The sequence below is a fragment of the Helicobacter labetoulli genome (assembly GCF_003670275.1).
Lineage (GTDB): Bacteria > Campylobacterota > Campylobacteria > Campylobacterales > Helicobacteraceae > Helicobacter_C > Helicobacter_C labetoulli.
The window spans coordinates 1-21,939 of the sequence record NZ_QXJF01000015.1; the positions used below are offsets into that span (position 1 = coordinate 1).

A 21,939-nucleotide genomic window follows, 5' to 3' on the forward strand; every position below is an offset into this window, starting at 1 on the left:
TCTCTTTCATAGCTCTCTATTCTCCGCAGAAAATCAAATAAGGTTTGAATTGTATCCAAAAAACATTATTAAATCAAGCACAAGTTGATAAATTACCCATTTGCTACATTCTAAAATTTTCAAACCCTCCCTGTCCGCCACTTGCAGAATCTACATCATCTCTTTCAAGATTTACAATCTCGTTTTTAGGTTTTCTTAAAACTCTTCTAAAATGATGAATTTATATCTCAAGCTTTCTAAATCGTGCTTTAGCCGCTTGTTTTCATCAAGGAGCGTATCGTGCTGGGTTTGCAAAAGTGCAATATCCTTACTCAAATAATAAATACTATTAGCAAGATAAATCTTTGGCACACACGCTACAAGCACCGCACACAAGATAATCCCAGCTATTTTTAGCTCTCTTTTGCCTAACCCCTTACCCTGTGTCAAGTTTGCAGAATCTGTCTCCTCAAAAAGCATATCCTTTTCTTCCTCACTCACACGCATTTTTACAGAATCTGGTAGGATAATATCATCAAGATTTATGGGTTTATGCGGATTATACTCTTTCACACTTTTGCTCCTAGTTGGAAGATTCGTAATTTTGCACTGCGAGAGCGTTTATTTTGAGCTATCTCATCTTGGCTTGGTAAAATGGGTTTTTTGGTGATAATAGACCCCAAGGCGTTATTATTACCACACTCACATTTTAAAGCACTCTCTTCACATTTGCAGCTCTTTGCCCATTGTTTAAAAGTCTGCTTAATGATTCTATCTTCAAGCGAGTGAAAAGAGATAATAGCCACCTTGCAATTATGTAGCACACCTTTCATAAAAGCAGATTCTATACTTTGTAATAAAGTTTGTAGCTGCTCTAGCTCACCATTAACTTCAATACGCAAAGCCTGAAACGCCAAAGTCGCAGGGTGAATCCCACCCATACGGGGAAAATGCTTCTCAATCAATGAGCTTAATTCTAAGGCACTTTCAAATGGTTTTTTCTCGCGTTGAGCAACAATAAGCCCTGCAAGTTTTTTGCTTTGGCGGATTTCTCCATAGATTCTAAAAATTTCTTCTAAACGCACGGTTGGATAAGTGTTGATAACCTTAGCCGCATTAAGATTCTGCGTAGAATCCATACGCATATCAAGGTTTGGCGAGGCAAAGCTAAAGCCACGATCTTTATCATCAAACTGCATAGAGCTTACACCAATATCAGCTAGAATCCCCCGCACCTCTGCCAAATCGCTTTCTCTTAGCACATCTAATGCGTGAGAGAAAGCACTATGCTTAATATGTATGCGTGAGGCATATACTTGCAAACGCTCTTTTGCTAAAGACAAGGCGTTCTCATCTCTATCAAAAGCATAAATATATACATTTGGATTCTGCTCCAACAAGCCAAGGCTATGCCCTCCATAGCCTAAAGTGCAGTCAATAATCGCTCCACTTTCTAAATGGAGAGCGTCTAAAACCTCATTTTTTAAAACAGAAAAATGCTTCATACACAACACTATGGCTTAAAAGAATCAAAACGCAGATTGTTATCAAGAATGATTTGATGTTCTTTGTAAGCGGAGTTTTTAAGGCTTATCATCATCACAAAGTAAATCTGTTTGCTTTTCTCATCAAATTCCATCTTTAATGGTAGCTCAATTTTCGCAAAATAAGGCATTGTATTTGCCCAAAGGATAAACTCTTCAATGCTTTGCACTGAAGGGGCATAGCCCTTAACCTGATAGCGTGTGTCAAAAATCTCAAGCTCTTTTGTATTACTAATCGCTTTAACCTCAACAGCGTTAAAATGCCCTTGCAAAAGCTCTTGAAGCTTGATCTCATCGCCCTTATTGTGAATGGCTGATAGGGTATTGTAGTTTTGCACCACAAGGGTTTTGAGCTGGGATTGTATGGCTTGATAATCTTTATTGATTTGATTAAAAGCGATTTTTGATTTTTTTGTCTCAATGGCTTGTTTTTTATAGGTATCAATTTGGGGTAAAAGAAACTTACTGATAGCAAACACGCACACAGCTACAAAAACCAAAAACCACACAAAGTTTTTTATCGCATAGTCTGTGTTAAAGTCATTGTTCATCATTGTCTTGTTCCTTTTTGCCACTCTCAAGCGGCTTTAGGGCAGGATTAGCCTTACTCACTGATACAAAGTTAAACCACCCACTTGTAAGGGGATAAAACTCTACTCTTGTTTGTGTAAAAACTGCACGCAATGGTGCTTCAAGCAAAAATTTATAAACCTCTTTAGAAGGGGTTAAACCACGCATTGTTAGGGCGTTATAGTTGAGCTCAATACTTTTTGCCGTGATTTGGTCAGGGATAAGTTTCAATAGATTTGAAACGCTATCTTTTAAAGCCTGATTCTGTGCTTGAATCTCTAGTCCAAGTTTAATCTCATAATCCAATCGTTCTATATAATCTTTCACAACAATGCTTTTAATCTTCACACTTTGAATCTCTTCTTCAATCCGCATTTGCTCATTAACCTTACTCACACTCTGCCCTTCAATCACCCTTGCAAAAGCCAAAACACACACAACCCCCAACACACTATAAAAAAACCAAATCTTTGTATAGCGTTTAAAAATACTTTTTGGCTTTGGCTGAATAAAACTATATGCCATTTTTCTACCCTTGAGTGCCGCTAAGTTCGGCTAGAGAGAGTGCAATCAACGCTTCAGGGATATTAAGTGCTTGCACCTCAATATCAAGCATCAACGCATTACGCAAATGCTCAACTGCTTGTTCGGTGATTCCATAAGTATCCAAAATCACAATAGATTCTATAAACTGTGTGCTTTCATAAATGGGATTACCATAAAACTCATTGATGGAATTTTTCAAAATCTCAGCTGCATTTGAAGCACGCGCAAGATCCCTTAAGCCCTCTAAGCGAGACATCTCCGCTTCTTGCTGTTGTTGAGAATCTACCTCTTGTGGAGCAAACTCTTTGCGTATCAGCTCCGCGTCTAAATCCTCTAGCTCACCAATCTCATTTAGCTCATCAAGAGAGCCTAAAATAGAATCTAAATTACTGATTTCCTGTAAGGAATGCACTTCTATTGTGGAGAGATTCTCATCTTCGCTTTGCTCTAGCTCCCCACCCATCATAAAAAATCCACCAAAATACACGCCCTTTTTATCCGCAACAAAAAGCGTAATGCTCTCCCTCTCCTGCAGGACATAAAGCTTTAGTTTTGAGCTTAGCTTTGTCTTAATATGCTCATACACAAGCACAAAAGGGGAAAAAAGATAATCTAGCCCTAACGCACGGATATATTTCACGCGATTTTCATCAACAGCAAGTTGTTGGATATAAAAAAGCCACTGATTTGGCATTTCTACAATTCGCGAAGTTTTTGCATTCACGCCAAACTTTATCAAATCGCCCTTTTTAGCACAATTTGCCAAGCCTTGATTATAGGTTTTACTCATCGCACTAAGGTAGGTAAAAGGATACCTACGCTTATAACTTTTAATAAGCTTTGCCGCCTCCATAGGAAGCTCTTTATCTACGATTTTATAATCCTTGCTTAGAGTGCTTTTTACACGCTTATTTTTCATCACAACAATTTTAAGTGAGCAAACTTTAGCGTCTAGATTCACCCCAATAAGCACAATGGAAAAAAATGGTTTCAGTAGAAAATTTAACAACTTAGCAATCTCCGCAACATTTTAAACTCCACATTTCAAGGCTATTGTAGCAAAACTTTAATGAAGTTTGCAATTGATATAAGCATTTAGAGTTCCTTTTCTAAGTGAGAAAGAAGCAAAGCTTTTGCATCCTCAAGATTCATATCCTTTGGCACAACAAAACCATCAAGCGCATAAAAGTCAATCCTTGAAAATGGCTTTGGAATCTTAAACTTATCCCAAGTTTTTAACTCCCAATACCGACCATACACCACACGCATAGGAATAATGCGTTTTTGCGTCTTTTGGCTCATTGCTATCACGCCATCGCCTATGCTGTGATATGGTCCTTTTGGTCCATCAGGGGCAATGCCCACATCATAACCATCTCTCAAAAGATGAAGAGAATCTATAAGCACCTTTAGTCCGCCACGCGTTGTTGAGCCACGCAATGGTTGAAGCTTAAAATATTCGCATAAACTCACCATAAGCTGTGCATCAAAATGATGAGATGCGATAATATAAAAACCTTTATCACGCCCCTGCTGCATTTGTTTCCTTAGCTGTTTATACAAAAATGGAAGCATACAAAACTCCCCGTGCCAAAACGCCCCAACAATATTCTCCTTGCTCGTATGTGGGCTAATAAAAAACCGATGTCGCGTTAAAATATACAAAATCCACACAAGCACAAGCATTAGCGGTGGGACAATCTTGCCTAGAATCTTGCGTTTTGTTTCACGACTTAACATTACAAAGCTTTATTAGATTCTAAGGCTTGAGCCAAACTTAACTCAGCTATAAACTCGCCATATAGTCCGCCGCCATCATTATGTGTAACTTTGACTTGAGCAATTGAACCAATGGGGCATTTTTTGCCCACGATTTTTATAAGTTTATTTTGACTTGTGCGTCCCTCACTCCAAGTTTGCCCATTATCATCGCGGTGATTTTCAATCAATACATCATATATTGAGCCAATCTCCTTTTGTGCCTTTTTTTGCAGAATCTGCTTGTGAAGATTCTGTAACCTGCCTAATCGCTCTTTAGCAACCTCCTGTGGCACAAGCATACTTTTATCATACTCATACGCACTTGTATGCGGACGCGGAGAATATACAAAGCTATATAGTGTATCAAACTGAGCGTAAGATAGCACCTCCATTGTGTCTTCAAAATCTTTTTCAGATTCAGTAGGGAAGCCCACAATAATATCCGTGCCAATACCAACATTTGGCAGTAGAGATTTAAGCTTTGCTATCCTATCAAGATACCATTGCTTGTCATAGCCTCGTTTCATCATTTTTAGAATCTGGCTTGAACCACTCTGTAAAGGGATATGTATGCCTTTAGCAATTTTAGGATTCCTAGCAAATTCCTCCAAAAACTCATCGTCCATATGCAGTGGGTGCGGTGAAGTAAAGCGGATTCTATATAGCCCATCAATCTCGCTTAAAGTGGCTAAAAGCTCTGTGAAGTTTGTCTTTTTATGCGGGGTAGAAAATCTCACGCCATAATGATTGACATTTTGTCCCAATAAAAGCAGCTCTTTTACCCCATTTGCCACAAGCTTTCTAGCTTCATTTACAAGCAAATCTGTTGGGATTGAAATCTCCTTGCCACGCGTAAAAGGCACGATACAATAGCTACATTTTTTATCACAGCCTATTGAAATATTAAGATTTGCCTTAATCCCCATATCTTGCGATGAGGCAAATACATAAGTGCTATCATCATAGTCTATATCCACTTCAACAGCTTTTGGCGTTTCTAGCACCTGCGTAATCTTAGAGACATTCCTTGCCCCTAGCACAAAATCAACGCTAGGCGCTTTTTTGATAATCTCTTCCCCCAAATGACTAGCCGTGCAGCCGCAGATTCCAATCTTAGCTCCGGGCTTTTTCTCCTTAGCAAACTGCCCAATTTCCGAAAAAAGCTTTTTTTCAGGCTTTTCCCGCACAGAGCAGGTATTGATGAGAATTAAATCCGCATCTTTGGCATTATCAGTTAAGGTATATTGCTTTTTTTCTTTCAATTCAGCAATCATATGTGCAGAATCTCGCTCATTCATCGCACAACCCAAAGTTTGTATAAAAAGCTTCATAATGATTAATCTTTGTAAAATTGTGGATTTTTAAAAATTAAATAATATGCAATTCATAAATATAACTACCCTCATCAAGCCCATAACGCACTTCATTTAAATGTGTGCTATGCCCTGCTTTTTCAAAAAACGCACACGCTTTTTGCATATCTTTATGAGAATTTTCTTTATCAAAGTAAAAAATATTTTCTCCCTGTGTGAGTTTTTTAAGCACATCTTCACAGCTTATTTTCGTAGCATTTGCCTTACTTTTTGCATTCAATGTTGTTTTAGCAAGTTTAAGCTCCATTCTCTCTCCTTTGTAGATAAATAAAATCGTGCATTATAGCTAAAAATAGGCATATTTGTAAAACTTTAAGCAAAAATTTATTATAATCCCTACTCTTCTTTCAAAGAATCCCAAAGTGGCATATTTTAGAATCCTTATTCAAGCTACAAGGGGCAATCCACGCAAAACAACAGGAGCTAGTGTTTATGGAAAAGATTTTAGATATTATAGATTTAATTGCCTATGACAAGGGGTTGGATAATGGTGTCGTGTTGGAAATTGTCAAAAATGGCTTAATTAAAATCGCACAAGAAGAGATTAACCCTCTTTATGATTATATTGTTGAGCCAGATTTGAAAGAACGCACCTTAAAACTCTTCTATCGCAAAAAAGTCTGTGCAGATGATACAGCATTGACAGAAGAAGATTTAGCGACATTAATCCCCCTCTCTCAAGCTAAAGAGTTTGGCGATGTCAGCATTGGTGATGAGCTAGATTGTGAATTGCAGCTTGAGGAGATGAGCCGAGGAGCGATAAATAAGCTTTTTTTGAATCTTGAATACAATCTACAACGCTCCATTGAAGATCAAATCCTGCAAAGTTTCCGCGCCCAGCTTGGCAAAATCGTCAATGGGCAGGTTGTAGGCGTTGATGAGCGTGGAAACACCTTTGTAGAGATAGATTCTATCCGTGCAGTGCTACCACAAAAAAATCGCATAAAAGGTGAAAGTTTTAAGGTGGGCGATACGATTCGTGCGGTGCTAAAATTTGTCAGCATTAACCGCAATGGACTACAAGTAGAGCTATCCCGCACAACACCAAAATTTTTAGAAGAACTCTTAGCAATGGAAGTGCCAGAGATTAAAGATAATGAAGTGATTATTTTTAAAAGTGCGAGAATCCCCGGTGATAGAGCCAAAATCGCCGTGTATTCTAACAACCCTAGGATTGACCCTATCGGTTGCTGTGTAGGTGTAAAAGGTGTGCGGATAAATGCGGTAAGCAAGGAGCTAGCAAATGAAAATATTGACTGCGTGGAATACCACAATACCCTTGAAATATTCATTGCCAAAGCCTTGACACCCGCTCAAATTGTGAGCGTGAAAATCCAAGAAGATGATACAAATCAGGAAAATGGGAGAAAAAAGGCAATCGTGCAGATTAAAAGCAATCAAAAAAGCAAAGCTATCGGCAAAGGAGGGGTAAATATCCGCCTTGCAAGTATGCTATGCGAGTGCGACATTGAACTCCAAGAGATTGACACACCAAGCACTGCAGATTCTAGCACTCCAGCCACAAGCGATAATTCAGCACAAAAAAGCGGACTAGACGCCCTTAGCTCACTCTTTAAAAACTAGAATCTATTGGGCTAGATTCTAGTTTATAGATTGTAGGTGTGGGTAAAGGCTTAAAAATAAAGCTATGGAGCTAAACTAATTTGTGCCTTTGTGCATTGTGATAAGTTTCCACATTCTTGTAAGAATCTTTCTCACTTTAACTAACTCTCAACAAGTTTATCTTATAATTTCTCCACTTTTTAAGCCTCAATTTTATAGACAAAACAAAGGATTCTAAATGAGCTTTACACATCTTCACTTACATACAGAATATTCTCTCCTTGATGGGGCAAATAAGATTAAAAACCTTGCTAAACGCATTCGCGAGCTAGGTATGGAATCTGTGGCGATAACTGATCATGGCAATATGTTTGGGGCGTTGGATTTTTATGTCAGTATGAAAGAAGAGGGGCTAAATCCAATCATCGGTATGGAGGCGTATATCCACAATGGCGATGATCTCAATGATAAAAGCATAAAGCAGCGATTCCATCTCTGCCTTTTTGCGAAAAATGAGATAGGCTATAAGAATCTAATGTATCTTAGCTCTCAAGCTTTTATCAATGGCTTTTATTACTATCCGCGTATCAACAAAAGGCTTTTAAGGGAAAGAAGTGAAGGGCTTGTATGCTCTTCTGCGTGTTTGCAAGGCGAAGTGAATTGGCAGCTGAATACGAATAATCCTCGCAATGTGCAGTTTGGGGCGAAAGGCTATGAAATGGCAAAAGAAGTCGCCCTAGAGTATAAGGATATTTTTGGGGAGGATTTTTACCTTGAGATTATGCGACACGGCATAAATGACCAACTCTTTTTAGACGAGCAGATTCTAAGGCTTGGCAGGGAGCTAGGCATCAAAGTCATTGCGACAAATGATACACATTATACTTTTCAACAAGACGCTAAAGCACAAGAAATCGCAATGTGCGTGGCTATGGGTAAAACGCTCAATGACAAAGATAGACTCAAACATTCTGTGAAAGAATTTTATGTCAAATCCAAAGAGCAGATGGCACAGCTCTTCCTTGATGTGCCTGAAGTGCTAGAAAACACACAAGAAATCGCACAAAAATGCCGCTTAAATCTCAACCTTAAAAATATTGAAATTAAAAATAAGCACACAGGAGAAGTGATTTTAGAGCATTCTTCCGCTACTCCGCCAAGTTTTAAAAACACACAAGAATACGCTAAAAAAGAGAATCTCCCGCAGATTCTCAACTGCGATTTAGAATCTATTGATGATGCGACCTATTTTGCTTTCAAATGTAGGGAGGGCTTAAAAGAGCGACTAAAACATATCGCCGAATCTAAGCACCAAGCCTACAAGGAGCGATTGGAGCGAGAGATAGAGATTATTACCTCTATGAAGTTTCCGGGCTATATGCTGATTGTATGGGATTTTGTCAATTTTGCGAAACAAAATGACATACCGGTAGGTCCCGGGCGTGGCTCGGCAGCGGGGAGTCTTGTAGCTTACTCACTTAGGATTACAAACATTGATCCACTTAAATACGACCTACTTTTTGAGCGATTTTTGAATCCTGAACGGGTGAGTATGCCCGATATTGATATGGACTTTTCACAAGAGCGGCGGCAAGAGCTTATAGAGTATGTTTCAAACACTTATGGCAAGTTTAATGTCGCTCAAGTGGTAACTTTCAACTCACTTCTAGCCAAAGGTGTGATACGCGATGTCGCACGGGTGCTTGATATGCCGCTTAAAGATGCCGATGGCTTTGCTAAGCTTATCCCAAATGAGCTTGGTATCACGCTTACCAAACAAATGGGTAAAGATGGCAAAGAAAAAGATGGTGCTTGGGAGAAAGAGCCAAAGATAAAAGAGCTTGTGGATAAAAATCCTTTAGCCAAACAAGTGTGGGATTATGCTGTGTTGCTAGAGGGGCTAAAGCGAAACACGGGGCTTCACGCGGCGGCTATTGTGATAGATTCTAATGATGAGCTATGGAATAAAGTGCCGCTTTATACAAACGATAAAATGAATGGTGTGGCGGTGCAATACTCAATGAATTGGCTTGAGCCGGTGGATTTGATTAAGTTTGACTTTTTGGGCTTAAAGACACTTGATGTGATAAGTGATGCGATTAAGCTTGTCAAAAAACGCTATGGGATTGATATTGATTTTAGCACAATGGATATGGAAGATTCTAAAGTCTATGAGACAATCCAAAGCGGTAGCACGCTGGGGCTATTCCAAATAGAATCTGAAGGTATGCAAGCCCTAGCTAAAAGGCTAAAGCCCAGCAATTTTGAAGATGTTATAGCAATGATTTCTCTCTATCGTCCCGGACCTATGGATCTTATTGATGACTTTGTAGCACGCAAACACGGGCTAGTAAAAATTGAATATCTTATAGATGCACTAGAGTCAATTTTAAAGCCCACTTATGGAATTATTGTGTATCAAGAGCAGGTTATGCAAATCGTGCAAACTATCGGTGGATTCTCACTTGGCGGGGCGGATTTAGTCCGTAGAGCTATGGGGAAAAAGAAGCTAGATGAGATGTTGCGATTAAAAAAAGAATTTGCCGATGGGGCGGAAAAACAAGGCTATGATCGCTCTAAGGCAGAAGATTTATGGGAGCTTATTGTTAAATTTGCCGGCTATGGATTCAATAAATCTCACGCTGCTGCCTATGGAATGATAACCTACCAAACCGCATATTTAAAAACCTACTATGAGCACGAATTTATGGCAGCAATGCTGACAAGCGAAACCAACAAAGTAGAATCTGTGGCAAAATATATTAATGAAGTAAAATCGCTTGGCATTGAGATTATCCCGCCACATGTGAATACCTCTGTAAATGATTTTGGTGTGGGTGAGTTTGATGGGGTGAAAAAAATCATCTTTGGACTCAGTGCCATTAAGGGCTTAGGCGAAGCACCTATTGAAAACATCATCACAGAGCGGGAAAAAAATGGTGAATATAAAAGCGTGGAGGATTTTATTGCAAGGGTTGATTTCTCAAAAATGACAAAGCGATCTTTAGAGCCACTCATTAAATCCGGTGGGCTAGATGGGCTTGGGTATTCTCGCCACACAATGCTTGAATTTATTGATTTGCTGTGTGATAAAGGGCGTGAGAAAGACAAGGCACACGAAATGATGAGCAATTCTTTATTTGGCGAAAGCGGTATGGAAATCAGTGTGCAGCTCTCCATACAAGACAAGGCTGAATACGATATACGCACTTTACTTGATTATGAATATGAATGTATGGGGATTTACATCTCTGGGCATCCACTTGATGACTTTAAAGACAATCTTGGCAAGATTAAGGGCATTGTCAAAAGCATTGAATTAGAGGAGCTAGAGTTTAACTCTACTTGTATGCTTGTAGGGAAGATTCTAGATGTTAAACGCAAAATCAGTAAAAAAAGCGGTAAGCCCTTTGGGACAATTGACTTTTTGGACTATGGGGGGAAAATGGAAGTTATGTTGTTTGAGAAACACCTTGAGATTCTAGAAGGACTCAATCTTAATCATCCTTTGGCATTAAAATGTAAGATTGAAGAGCGTGAGGAGCGGCTCAATGTAAGGATTCTAGAGATTTTTACCCTTGAACAAGCAATGGCAGAAAAATCCATAAAGCCAAAATATAAAGCCAAACAAGAAGTAGAAGATGAAAGTCAAAAGATTATCCCGCTTGATATGAAGCCAAGCGAGCTTGATGTCTGCACGCCTTTGTGTGTGGTGGTGGATAGCTCTTGTGTGCAAAATGGAATCTTAGATAAACTCAAAGCACACTCGCAAAATCTTAAGGGCACAAGAGAGCTTCGGTTAAGGATTAAAAACGATAGCTTGGGTTACACATTTGTAAGCCACATTTTAGTGCATTCAAGTATCAAAGAGGCTTTCAAAGAACTAGAGTGGCAAGAATAAGGGCAAATTAAGTTTAAATCAAAGATTCTATGTTTGTTGTACTATAATTGCATTTTACTTTATTTTAAGGAGTTTGTATGAAATCTATAAAAGGCAAAATGATAGCTCTTGGGCTTTTTGGCGTATTAATGGTAGGCTGTGGGCAAGATTCACAAAAAGAGATTATCTCAAAATGGAATCTTATCGCACTTAATGACAATGGCACGGCAATTAGCCTAGATTCTGCAGAAGAGCCTGTGTTTGTAACTTTTGATGGTCAAAAAATCAATGGCAATGCTGGGTGTAATAATTTCTTTGGAAACTACACTTTGAAAGATAATACCCTTATGGTTCAAGGCGTTGGTATGACTCGCAAAATGTGCAGTGAAGAGAGTATGGCGATAGAAGATAGTCTTATTAAAGTATTTGCTGATGGCTCAAGTCAAGCAAATATTAATGGAGCTGAACTTGTCATTCAAAAAGAAGGCATAAAAGCGACATTTAAAAAATAATGTAGCATTGTAGAATCTGCTTAGATTCTACAAATTCCCCTTCCTGCTTACTGCCCCAAAAATATTTTTCCAACTGCCAAAAACGCTTGAAAAAGTTCGTTTTTGAATGTAAAAATAATGCTTGAAATAGTAAGAAAGAGCACCACAAAAGCAATGGCAATTTTCACAGGAAAGCCAATGGCTAGGAGATTAAATTGTGGGTGGGTTTTCATAATCATTCCAAAAATAATATCAGATAGCAAGATAATTGCCAAAATTGGAAAAGCCATAGAAAAGCCCACAGCAAAGATATTCCCAAATGTTTTAATGAAGTATTCCACACTCTTTGGCTCAAAGACAAAGCCCCCAAGCGGTGTAGCTTGAATACTATGAGAGATAATAAGAAAAATAGTGTGATGAAAATCCAAACTCAAAGCAATAAGCAAACCCAAAATGGCTATAAGCTGGGCAACTATGGGCTTTTGCGTGCCGCTAACTGGATCATAAGCACTTGCCATTGTAAGCCCCATAGTAAAGCTTATAAGCTCCCCACCAAAACTTAGCATTGCAAAAACAATCTGCAAACAAATAGAAGCCAAAAAACCTAGCAGAATCTCAAAAAGTGCAGCAAATAAAAACTCTACCATACTCATATCAGGCAAAGTATAAGACGCTAAAGGATAAAATGCCACACTCATAAAAAACACCATAGCTGCACGAACATTGATACTGATAAGCTGATTATCAAAAAAAGGGAAAAACGCAAACACCCCGCTAAATCGTGCCACAAGGAGCAAAAACACAGCAACACTATTTGGCTGCGTGATATAGGCTACAAGCTCCATTCCTAATCTTTAAATTCTTGGTATTGCAGTTTAGCTTGTTCTAGGATTTCTTGTGCATCTTTGAGATAACGCATACCGCTTTCATACAAGGCAAGAGATTCTTTAAGTGTAACCTCCTGCGAGTTGAGCTTGTTTAGCACAACCTTAGCCTTTTCTAGCATAGTTTCAAACTCGTCCTCTTGCGATTCTTGCGGAGTTTGTGAATCTTGTGAATCTAAATTGAGTAAAACTTCTTCTGCCATACTCCACCCCTTCTAGCTTATCCGTGATAATTTGGTGCTTCTTTTGTGATATCCACATCATGCACGTGAGATTCTCTAAGTCCTGCTGAAGTTATCTCCACAAACTCCGCTTGCTCCCACAATGTCGCAATATCCTTGCTTCCCAAATAGCCCATTGACGACTTAAGCCCACCGATAAGCTGATGCACCACATCGCTAACCTTTCCACGATATGGCACTCTGCCCTCCACGCCTTCAGGCACAAGCTTATCTTGTGCTGTGCCTTCTTGGAAGTATCTATCCGCACTGCCGCGAGTCATTGCTCCCATACTTCCCATACCGCGATAGCTTTTATATTGTCTGCCTTGATAGATGATAAGATCACCCGGCGATTCTTCTGTCCCTGCTAAAAGACTGCCTATCATCACGCACGATGCCCCAACGGCTAGGGCTTTAGCAATATCACCAGAATATTTTATACCACCATCGGCAATAAGCGGAATATTATGCTTTCTTGCCACCTCCGCACAAGATTCAATAGCTGAAATTTGTGGCATACCCACACCAGCAACGATACGCGTAGTGCAGATACTTCCCGGACCTATGCCGACTTTCACACCATCAGCCCCGGCATTGATTAAATCTCGCGTGGCTTCAGGGGTTACCACATTACCCACCACCACATCAATGGCAAGTTTTGATTTAATCATCTCCAAAGTCTTTAACACATTAATGGAATGCCCGTGTGCTGAATCTAGCACCAACACATCAGCCCCAGCATTTGTCAAAGCCTCTGCTCTATCAAACTGCTTCACACCAATAGCAGCCCCAACTTTTAACCGCCCAAAGCTATCCTTGCACGAGTTTGGATACTCAATCCTTTTTTGAATATCTTTAATCGTGATAAGCCCTTTTAGCGTGTAGTTTTCATCAACAATAGGAAGCTTTTCAATCCTGTGCTTATGCATCACCTCTTTAGCCTCCTCTAATGTCGTGCCGACTTTAGCCGTGATAAGAGAATCTTTTGTCATCAAATCCCCAACGCGTTTGTTTAAATCCTGCTCAAAGCGGACATCGCGATTTGTTAGGATGCCAATAAGCTTACCATACTCATCAACAACAGGCACACCAGAGATTTTATAATTATCCGTAATTGCCTTTGCATCTGCTAGTGTGCTATCTGCACGAATATAGATAGGATCAACAATCACGCCACTTTCACTTTTCTTCACGCGTTTAATCTGCTCCACTTGCGAAGTAATATCCATATTTTTATGAATAATCCCAATGCCCCCAAGCCTCGCCATAGCAATAGCAGTGCAAGATTCTGTAACGGTATCCATCGCCGCACTCACAAGCGGAATGTTAAGCGAAGTATTTTTGCTTAGCATTGTTTGTGTGCTGACATCTTGAGGGAGAATCTCCGAGTATGCTGGAATGAGCAAAACATCTTCAAAAGTTAGGGCTTTTTGTCGTATTTTCATTTTTTTCAAATCCTTTCATTTTTTTGAATCCTCTTTGCGAGTTTTGTAGCGTTAATCTTGTAATTCTTTTTCCAAGCCATAGGCGATATTAAGGATACTTTGCTCATTAAATTTTCCACCAATAAACTGCATACCCACACTTAAACCTTCAGCATTTTTCATTGTAGGGATACAAATCGCAGGAAGCCCAGCAAGATTTACCCCAATAGTATAAATATCACTCAAATACATCTCAAGTGGAGAATGAGATGAGCCAAACTTCGGCGGAAGCGTAGGCGCAATAGGGAGTAAAATACTATCGCATTCATTGAGTATTGCCTCATAATCAGCACAAATCTTTTTCCGCACCTGTTGGGCTTTAAGATAATACGCATCATAATACCCACTGCTTAACACAAAGCTCCCAAGCAGAATCCGCCTTTTCACCTCATCGCCAAAATACGCACTACGCGTATTGAGATAAACTTCTTTGAGATTCTCCGCCTCCGCTCTTGTGCCATATCGCACCCCATCAAATCGTGCGAGATTGGAACTCGCCTCAGCCGTGCAGATGATATAATATGCAGAGATGTGATAACGCGTATCTAGCATAGACTTCTCCACAATGCTATGCCCCATAGATTCTAGAATCTTAATTGTTTGATAATACACATCTTGGACTTCTTGTGTAGCATCGTTGAGAAAATCTTTTAACACTGCGATTTTGTAGCGTTTATTAGAATCTAAATCCCTAAAAGTATTTAATGCAGGGAGATTGGCACTTGTAGAATCTAGACTATCATAGCCACTAATGGCATCAAGTAAGAGTGCTGCATCTTCTACATTTTGCGTGATTGGTCCAATTTGGTCTAAACTTGAGCTATACGCCACAAGCCCATAACGACTAACCCTTCCATAACTTGGCTTTAGCCCCACACAGCCACAAAATCCAGCCGGTTGCCTAACTGATCCTCCTGTATCGCTCCCAAGAGATGCAATAGCAATTCCAGCAGCTACGGCTGCGGCACTTCCCCCACTGCTTCCACCGGGGACACGAGAGATGTCAAGGGGATTTTTCGTCCGCCCATAGCAGCTAGATTCTGAAGTGCTTCCCATAGCAAATTCGTCCATATTCGCTCGCCCAAAGCCACACATTTTATTTTGATGAAGTTTATTTATCACAGAGGCGTTATAAGGAGAGACATAGCCTTTTAGAATCTTACTTCCGCAGGTGATTTCCCAACCCTTGACATTAATATTATCTTTGATAAGGATTGGCACACCACTTGTTTGGCTCTCCATTATCTCGCCGATATAGGCATTTAGCTCCATATTTTGCTTTAGCTTTTCTCTTATGTCCTTTTTAATCTCTTTAAGCTCATCTTCACTTTTAGTTAATGCTTCTTTGAGTGTTATCATTCTCTCTCCTTATGTAAGAGTGGGATTATAGAATCTTCTTGCTTTAAAATAGCTATAACTCTCCCAAATAAACCTTTTTGAGAAAGCTAAGCTGGGAAGTACTATGCAGCAAAAGCATATCAGCAATGACAAGAGCTATCATAGATTCAGCCACTACACTGCCACGCACCGCTACGCAAGGGTCGTGTCGCCCTTTAATCTTGCATACTTGCCCTACACCATTGACATCAATACTCTCTTGGGGCAGAAAAATGCTCGGTGTGGGCTTAAAATGTGCCTTTACTCTTAGCGTGTTGCCATTACTCATACCGCCCAAGATTCCACCACTATGATTTGTTTTGAAGCCTTGCTCATTCATCTCATCATTATGCTCACTTCCATATTGAGTGCTTGATAGGATTCCATCGCCTATCTCTACTGCCTTGATAGCATTTAACCCCATAAGAGCCTCTGCTATTGCCCCATCAAGCTTGTGATAGAGCGGCTCGCCTAGCCCGGGAGGCAAATCACTTGCCTCTATCAATGCCACCCCACCAATGCTATTATGTGCGTTTTTGGCAGATTCTATGAGGGCTTTTTGGGCTTGTTCTTTGTGCTTATCAAGGGCGTAAATCTCGCTATTTTTGGCGTATTCAAAATCAAATTCGCTCCCCACAACATCACCAATGGAGTAGATTCCACTTCTTACTTGTATATTAAACTCTTGCAATAAAAGTTTGGCGATTGCTCCAGCAGCCACCCTTGCGGCACTCTCTCTAGCGGAGCTTCTTCCGCCACCGCGATAATCTCGCAGCCCATATTTTTTAAAATATGTAAAATCAGCGTGTCCGGGGCGGAAAATGTCTTTAATATTATCATAATCGCTGCTCTTGCTTGAGGTATTAGCAATCCACAAGCCTATGGGTGTGCCTGTGCTAAGCCCTTGAAAAACACCGCTTAGAATCTGCACCCTATCAGCTTCTTTGCGTTGAGTGGAGAAGCGATTAAGTCCCGGGGCGCGTCTTTTCATCATAGATTCTATAAAAGATTCATCTATTTTTAATCCCGCAGGAAGTCCATCAATCACACAGCCTATACCCTCTCCGTGAGATTCTCCAAAAGTAGTTACACGCAACGCTTGACCAAAGGTATTCATAATTTCTCCTTGCGATTATTTGTGTGATGATTTTGATATAAAGCACTTAACTTTTCATAAGCAATTTGAGCGGATTTTTGTTGCGCATCTTTTTTTGAGCTACCTTTTGCCCGTGCATATTCTACTCCATTGACACTAAGGGCAATTTCAAAACTTTTTTGATGGTCAGGTCCGCTTTCACCCATAAGTGTATAAATGGGAATCTCCCCATACATCGCTTGTGTAAGCTCTTGTAAAGCGGTTTTATAATCTGTAAAGAGTGAAGCCAAATCAATTTTGGCATAATTTTGCTCCAAAAGCTCAAGCACAATATCCTTAAGATATGTAAGCTCAGATTCTAGATAAATTGCACCCATCAAAGCTTCAAAAGCATTTGAAAGAATGGAAGCCTTTTGACGCCCCTTGTTGTTCTCCTCACTTTGTGAAATATATAAAAATGCTCCTAAATCAAGCGATTTTGCAAGTTTCATAAAACCCTTTTCATTGACAATACACGCTCTTAGTTTGCTCAACTCACCCTCTTTAGCATTTGGAAATTTTTGAAATAAAAACTCCCCAACAAGCAAGTCAAGCACCGCATCGCCCAAAAACTCTAGCCGCTCATTGTTGTATGCCATTTTGCAGCTCTTATGCGTTAGAGCTTCAAGCAAAAGTTTTTTGTCTTTAAAAGTGTAGTTAAGCTTTTTTTCAAGAATCTTTGGGTCTTTGGGGGTATTATGCTTTGGCATTTTTGTCCTTATTTATGAGGTTTTGAATCTTCAATCTTTGCCACCCCATCTTTTGCTATCACATCTTTTGCTGCCTGTTTGGCAAGGCTATCACACAGCTCATTTTGTGGATGTCCGGCGTGTCCTTTGATCCAATGGGCTTTAATGCTATGTGGTGAAGAGACTTGCAAATAAGTTTGCCACAAATCGGGGTTTTTGACATTTTTAAAATCTTTTGCCACCCAATTTTTAAGCCAAGAGTTAATCCCCTCGCACACATATTTAGAATCACTATACAAATCCACAGCACAAGGCTCTTTGAGTGCTTTTAAAGATTCTATCACAGCAAGAAGCTCCATTCTATTATTTGTCGTGTGAGGCTCGCCGCCACTTAGAATCTTTTGCTTATCTTTAAAGCACAAAATCCCACACCAGCCTCCAGCTCCGGGATTGCCTAAAGATGAGCCATCACAATAAAGGGTAACTTGCTTCATCTCTCACCTTTTGGACTTTATAAATCACATCACTATTAAGCAGCTCCCCACAAGAAGAGCAGCGCGCATTTTCAAATGGGAAAATTTGCTTACAACTATGGCAGCGATACTCAAAGCCTAGTGTTGCTTTAAGATTTGAATATTGATTTAAGATTCTCATATTCTCTAGTTCAAATATATCACAAACTTTAGAATCCAAAATCCACCCCTTAGCCCGATACACATCAAGAATCTGCTTATTTGTGATTTGCTCTAGCGGCACATTTTTACGCTCAAATCCCCATAGTATATCAACATATTTTGCGATATTCTCACTCTCCTGCACCCTCTCCCAAAAGAGTGAAAAACTCACACTTTTAAAATATTGCAAAATCATCTTTTCAAGCCTCGGTTCTTTGTCTTTTATCTCATTTAGTCTTTGAATCTTGCTTACTAGAGAGGTGTTATGCTGATTGATAAGCAGTAGCGTATAAAGATAAGCCTTGTTTAGACTAAGTGTGTGGAAAAAATGCTCCTGTGTAGAATCTTGATGAAAATCCTGTGGCAAAGAGGCACAATCATAAATCTCCTCAATGCACTCTAAGGCATCAATGGCGTTTTTATACTCACTTAAACTTTCATATGTTCTTAAGAGATATGAAAGCACTTGAGGATTCCTTGGATAATTTTTCAAAATCTCTAAAAAAATGCCTTTTGCCCTTTGTAAAAACCCAGCATTAAAATACGCCTTGCCCAAATCCTGCAGAATCTCAATCCTAGCCTCTGCGTGAGAGTGCTTAAGATTTTCTAGTATGCTAAGATAAATTTTAATCGCTTCTTGAGTATTGCCACTTTGCATATACGCATTTGCGATAAATTGTAGCGTTGGAATGGGATTTTGACATAGAGCTAGAAACTCTTCAACCCCTTCAGTTAGCCCAACAAACTCATAAGATTTTGCAAGATTCTTTAAAGATTTATCTTTTTGCTTCTCCTTGTAGCGATTACGCCAATAATCAAGTAAAGCCACACTCGCCACAATGGCAATAAAAATCAAAATGCCAAAAAGTGGGTCTGTATAGGGAAGCATATCATTCTCTAAGTGTTACGATATTAGCACTAGAGCGGATTTTATTAAAATGTTCAGTGATGATACTTTGCTCTTTTTGTGCCATTATTTTTTGACTGATGAGTGGTTTTGCCTCCTCAAAACTTATCATTTTCTCTCCCAAACGCTCTTTAACCAAAAAGCTTACAAAACCATTGCCACCGGTTGTAAGCACAGGGGTAAATTCATTATTTGGTGTATGAAGAAATACTTGGGCAATTTGTGGGCTAAGGGAAGAGAGCGAGATTGTCTCATTGGCTTTTTGCACTCCTTGAATCTGGGCTTTTGGCGAGTGCATAGCCTTTTGTAAATCACCCTCATTATGTGCCATATATCTCACCACACGCACCGATGAGGGGAGCATAAACTCTTTTTTATGCTTTGTATAATAGCTCAAAAGCTCATCTTCGCTTGAAGTATTAATATTTGATGCAAGGATTCTTTGCATAAGCTCTTTGGTTTGAAGTTGTTTTTTGATTGAGTTGCGATATTCCTGCAAAGTCGTGCCATCACGCGTAGCTTTGGTAAGCAGGGCATCTTTACTCATATTTGCATTTGCGGCGATTTGGGAGATTTCCCCATCAATCTTAAATTCATCAACGCTTATCTTAAACCGCTCAATCTCATCATCTTTAAGCCGCTCATTAATCAGCATATCAATAGCGGCTTTTTTGGAGATTTTCATTTGTGCTTGAAGCTTGGCAATTTCATTGAGTGTAATGGCGTGTCCATTGACGCGTATTGCCACACCTGCGATGATTTCAGCTTGTAATATCAAAGCACTAAAACACAAAAAACATATAATTTTTTTCATCTATATCCTTTGGAATTTTGCCTTATTCTATCATATTCAAAGCAACCCCAAAGCAACAAAAAATAATGGATATTCTAGTCTAAAAGGTAATATTACTCTTTCTTATTGCTTTTTGCAATCTTTTGCCTTGACAAACACTAGGTGTTAGGCTTTATACTTTTGCTTTTAGAATCTAATATGACTTAAAAACGCTAGATTCTATAAATATTCAATACTAAGGAGATAAGTATGTAAACCAATAATTTTATCCTATCGGGTATATTGGCAAGTGCTATGCTGGTGTGTTTTGCACAAGGGGCGGATTTAGCACAAGAGCTTACAAAAGAGGCAAAAGAGATAAAAGGAGATTCTAGAATCTTTAGCGGTGATGTTAGAGTTACAATGCTTTTTGACAAAAATGCGTGGCGGAATTTTAGCGGTGCAAGAGTGCATTTTAGCCCAAAGGCTAGGACAGCGTGGCATACTCACCCAGCTGGGCAGACACTCATTATTACACAAGGTGTGATTTACACAGGCACAAAGAATGGAATCGTGCATAAAGCAGAGGCAGGAGAGAGCATTGCTTGTCCGCCAAATGTAGCACATTGGCACGGAGCGGGACTAGAATCTAGCGGCACCCATATCGCATTAACGCAATATGGTAAAGATTCTAATGTAGCGTGGGGCGATAAGCTAAGTGATACAGAGTATTTACAAGCGATTAAAAAAGCACAATAAGGAGCAAAAATGCAAGATACAAATAGAAGAGAATTTTTAAAGACTTCGGGCAAATTTAGCGCAATGGTAGCGGTGCTTGGAAGTGGTGTAGGCAGTGTGCTTATGGCAGATTCTAAATCGTATAAAACTACACTGAATCTAAAAGGGCAAATGCCTATGCGAAGCTTAGGCAAAGTAAATCCTTTGCAAGTTTCTGCACTCGCATTTGGCTGTATGGGGCTAAACTATCATAGAAGCAAAAGATTAAGCGAAAAAGAAGCCTCAAACATAGTCGCAGAGGCACTTGCGTATGGGATAAATTTCTTTGATACCGCACAAGTGTATGGACCAAATAGCAATGAGATTTTAACAGGCAAGATTCTAAAACCTTATAGAGATAAAGTCATCATCGCTACTAAATTTGGCTTTGGAGCAAATAGCGATGCACTAGATTCATCACCAAAGAGAATCCGCCAAGTTGTAGAGCAGAGCTTAAAGCGATTACATTTAGAGAGTTTGCCCTTGCTTTATCAGCATAGATTTGACCCAAAAACGCCCATAGAAGAAGTCGCCGATACGATGAAAAGCCTTATACAAGAGGGCAAAGTAATGCGATGGGGCGTGTGTGAGCTAAGTGCAAAAAGCATAGAGAAAGCACATAAAATCTGCCCTTTGAGTGCGGTGCAGAGTGAATATCATCTTATGTGGCGTAATGTAGAGAGTGAGCTTTTGCCGACTTTAGAGCGACTAGGCATAGGCTTTGTGGCGTATTCGCCTTTGGCTAGGGGGTATTTAAGCGGTAAGCTTACAAAAAATAGCGATTTTGACCCAAGCAATGATAATCGCGCAAGCTTCCCTAGATACCAAGATGAAGCGATGAGGGCAAATTATCACATCATCACGCTTTTGCAAGAATTTGGCAAAGCAAAGGGGGCAAATGGCAAAGATGCAACGCCTGCACAAATCGCCCTTGCTTATTTACTTGCTAAAAAGCCCTACATTGTCCTACTTTTTGGCACGACAAACCCCACGCACTTACTAGAAGATGTGCAATCCTTGCAAGTTGCATTGACACAAAAAGATATAAAATGGCTAGATTCTAAGCTTGATAATATCACTATTGTAGGCGATCGCTATCCACCAGAACAAGCACAGAGAGTGGGGCAGTAGCCTTACAATTAGCCAAGAGTTTCATAATTTTAAGGCAGATTCTATCCGCCACCATAAAACAAGGCTTACATAAGTATTGTATAATATGGCATTTATAGAATCTACGAAAGGCTAAAATGTTTTCTCTCTCAAATCGCCGCTATACAGGAGCTAAAACAAGGCTTTTAGATTCTATTAATGA

At 39.6% G+C, this 21,939-nt stretch carries 22 protein-coding genes; 5 read left to right on the forward strand and 17 right to left on the reverse strand.

Translation table 11 applies throughout. The features are described 5' to 3' along the window. Positions 1 to 195: 195 nt before the first annotated feature. The 8 genes from EBF12_RS08425 to EBF12_RS08460 all read right to left on the reverse strand — a co-directional run bounded on the left by EBF12_RS08425 (position 196) and on the right by EBF12_RS08460 (position 6,020). Positions 196 to 552, reverse strand: a complete 357-nt coding sequence (locus EBF12_RS08425) for a hypothetical protein (RefSeq protein ID WP_121727260.1) — start codon at positions 550 to 552, stop codon at positions 196 to 198. Continuing rightward, entirely contained in the window at positions 549 to 1,484 is a 936-nt protein-coding gene (gene rsmH / locus EBF12_RS08430) for a 16S rRNA (cytosine(1402)-N(4))-methyltransferase RsmH (protein ID WP_121727261.1), read from the reverse strand. Before rsmH ends, EBF12_RS08425 begins: the two co-directional genes overlap by 4 nt. A gap of 8 nt (positions 1,485 to 1,492) precedes the next feature. Continuing rightward, complete coding sequence (locus tag EBF12_RS08435) at positions 1,493 to 2,077, reverse strand: hypothetical protein (protein WP_244196475.1); 585 nt, start codon at positions 2,075 to 2,077, stop codon at positions 1,493 to 1,495. Then, the gene (locus EBF12_RS08440) at positions 2,064 to 2,618 is read right to left on the reverse strand and encodes a hypothetical protein (protein WP_121727262.1); all 555 of its coding nucleotides are present in this window, start codon (positions 2,616 to 2,618) and stop codon (positions 2,064 to 2,066) included. Before EBF12_RS08440 ends, EBF12_RS08435 begins: the two co-directional genes overlap by 14 nt. Before the next feature lie 4 nt (positions 2,619 to 2,622). Continuing rightward, on the reverse strand, positions 2,623 to 3,648 hold the full coding sequence (locus tag EBF12_RS08445; RefSeq protein WP_121727263.1) for a hypothetical protein: 1,026 nt from the start codon (positions 3,646 to 3,648) through the stop codon (positions 2,623 to 2,625). Between the two features lie 86 nt (positions 3,649 to 3,734). Beyond that, on the reverse strand, positions 3,735 to 4,379 hold the full coding sequence (locus EBF12_RS08450) for a lysophospholipid acyltransferase family protein (protein ID WP_121727264.1): 645 nt from the start codon (positions 4,377 to 4,379) through the stop codon (positions 3,735 to 3,737). Continuing rightward, positions 4,379 to 5,731, reverse strand: coding sequence for a tRNA (N6-isopentenyl adenosine(37)-C2)-methylthiotransferase MiaB (gene miaB / locus EBF12_RS08455; protein ID WP_121727265.1), 1,353 nt, complete (start codon positions 5,729 to 5,731; stop codon positions 4,379 to 4,381). The genes EBF12_RS08450 and miaB overlap by 1 nt, the downstream gene beginning before the upstream one ends. 37 nt (positions 5,732 to 5,768) lie before the next feature. Beyond that, positions 5,769 to 6,020, reverse strand: a complete 252-nt coding sequence (locus EBF12_RS08460; RefSeq protein WP_121727266.1) for an HP0268 family nuclease — start codon at positions 6,018 to 6,020, stop codon at positions 5,769 to 5,771. A gap of 185 nt (positions 6,021 to 6,205) precedes the next feature. On the opposite strand from EBF12_RS08460, the gene nusA reads away from it, so the two are divergent. The 3 genes from nusA (at position 6,206) to EBF12_RS08475 (ending at position 11,728) form a co-directional block, all read left to right on the forward strand. Continuing rightward, positions 6,206 to 7,357 (forward strand): transcription termination factor NusA, encoded by a 1,152-nt coding sequence (nusA, locus tag EBF12_RS08465; protein ID WP_121727267.1) that lies wholly within the window; start codon positions 6,206 to 6,208, stop codon positions 7,355 to 7,357. 217 nt (positions 7,358 to 7,574) lie between these two features. After that, the gene (gene dnaE / locus EBF12_RS08470; RefSeq protein WP_121727268.1) at positions 7,575 to 11,237 is read left to right on the forward strand and encodes a DNA polymerase III subunit alpha; all 3,663 of its coding nucleotides are present in this window, start codon (positions 7,575 to 7,577) and stop codon (positions 11,235 to 11,237) included. Positions 11,238 to 11,314: 77 nt separating this feature from the next. After that, a complete protein-coding gene (locus EBF12_RS08475; protein ID WP_121727269.1) occupies positions 11,315 to 11,728 on the forward strand; it encodes an META domain-containing protein in 414 nt (137 codons plus the stop codon). 47 nt (positions 11,729 to 11,775) lie between these two features. On the opposite strand, the gene fliR is transcribed toward EBF12_RS08475, so the two are convergent. The 9 genes from fliR to EBF12_RS08520 are packed head-to-tail and all read right to left on the reverse strand — an operon-like array spanning position 11,776 to position 19,892. Continuing rightward, a complete protein-coding gene (gene fliR, locus EBF12_RS08480) occupies positions 11,776 to 12,552 on the reverse strand; it encodes a flagellar biosynthetic protein FliR (protein ID WP_121727270.1) in 777 nt (258 codons plus the stop codon). Between the two features lie 2 nt (positions 12,553 to 12,554). After that, positions 12,555 to 12,794, reverse strand: coding sequence for an exodeoxyribonuclease VII small subunit (gene xseB / locus EBF12_RS08485; protein ID WP_121727271.1), 240 nt, complete (start codon positions 12,792 to 12,794; stop codon positions 12,555 to 12,557). 17 nt (positions 12,795 to 12,811) lie between these two features. Next, the gene (gene guaB / locus EBF12_RS08490; RefSeq protein WP_121727272.1) at positions 12,812 to 14,257 is read right to left on the reverse strand and encodes an IMP dehydrogenase; all 1,446 of its coding nucleotides are present in this window, start codon (positions 14,255 to 14,257) and stop codon (positions 12,812 to 12,814) included. A gap of 51 nt (positions 14,258 to 14,308) precedes the next feature. After that, positions 14,309 to 15,655: an Asp-tRNA(Asn)/Glu-tRNA(Gln) amidotransferase subunit GatA gene (gatA, locus tag EBF12_RS08495; RefSeq protein ID WP_121727273.1), complete on the reverse strand. Its 1,347-nt coding sequence runs from the start codon at positions 15,653 to 15,655 to the stop codon at positions 14,309 to 14,311. Between the two features lie 52 nt (positions 15,656 to 15,707). Continuing rightward, positions 15,708 to 16,790 carry a chorismate synthase gene (aroC, locus tag EBF12_RS08500; protein ID WP_121727274.1) on the reverse strand — a complete coding sequence of 361 codons (1,083 nt, stop codon included), beginning with the start codon at positions 16,788 to 16,790 and terminating at the stop codon, positions 15,708 to 15,710. Beyond that, positions 16,787 to 17,518: a ribonuclease III gene (rnc, locus tag EBF12_RS08505; RefSeq protein WP_121727275.1), complete on the reverse strand. Its 732-nt coding sequence runs from the start codon at positions 17,516 to 17,518 to the stop codon at positions 16,787 to 16,789. Before rnc ends, aroC begins: the two co-directional genes overlap by 4 nt. An 8-nt stretch (positions 17,519 to 17,526) precedes the next feature. Then, positions 17,527 to 17,991 carry a ribonuclease HI gene (gene rnhA / locus EBF12_RS08510; protein ID WP_121727276.1) on the reverse strand — a complete coding sequence of 155 codons (465 nt, stop codon included), beginning with the start codon at positions 17,989 to 17,991 and terminating at the stop codon, positions 17,527 to 17,529. Next, positions 17,966 to 19,060: a hypothetical protein gene (locus tag EBF12_RS08515; RefSeq protein ID WP_121727277.1), complete on the reverse strand. Its 1,095-nt coding sequence runs from the start codon at positions 19,058 to 19,060 to the stop codon at positions 17,966 to 17,968. The genes rnhA and EBF12_RS08515 overlap by 26 nt, the downstream gene beginning before the upstream one ends. Before the next feature lies 1 nt (position 19,061). After that, complete coding sequence (locus EBF12_RS08520; protein ID WP_121727278.1) at positions 19,062 to 19,892, reverse strand: peptidylprolyl isomerase; 831 nt, start codon at positions 19,890 to 19,892, stop codon at positions 19,062 to 19,064. Between the two features lie 273 nt (positions 19,893 to 20,165). Between EBF12_RS08520 and EBF12_RS08525 the strand changes: the two genes are divergently transcribed. Then, a complete protein-coding gene (locus EBF12_RS08525; RefSeq protein ID WP_121727279.1) occupies positions 20,166 to 20,609 on the forward strand; it encodes a cupin domain-containing protein in 444 nt (147 codons plus the stop codon). A 9-nt stretch (positions 20,610 to 20,618) separates the two neighbouring features. Further along, positions 20,619 to 21,758, forward strand: a complete 1,140-nt coding sequence (locus EBF12_RS08530) for an aldo/keto reductase (RefSeq protein ID WP_121727280.1) — start codon at positions 20,619 to 20,621, stop codon at positions 21,756 to 21,758. Positions 21,759 to 21,939: the final 181 nt, after the last annotated feature.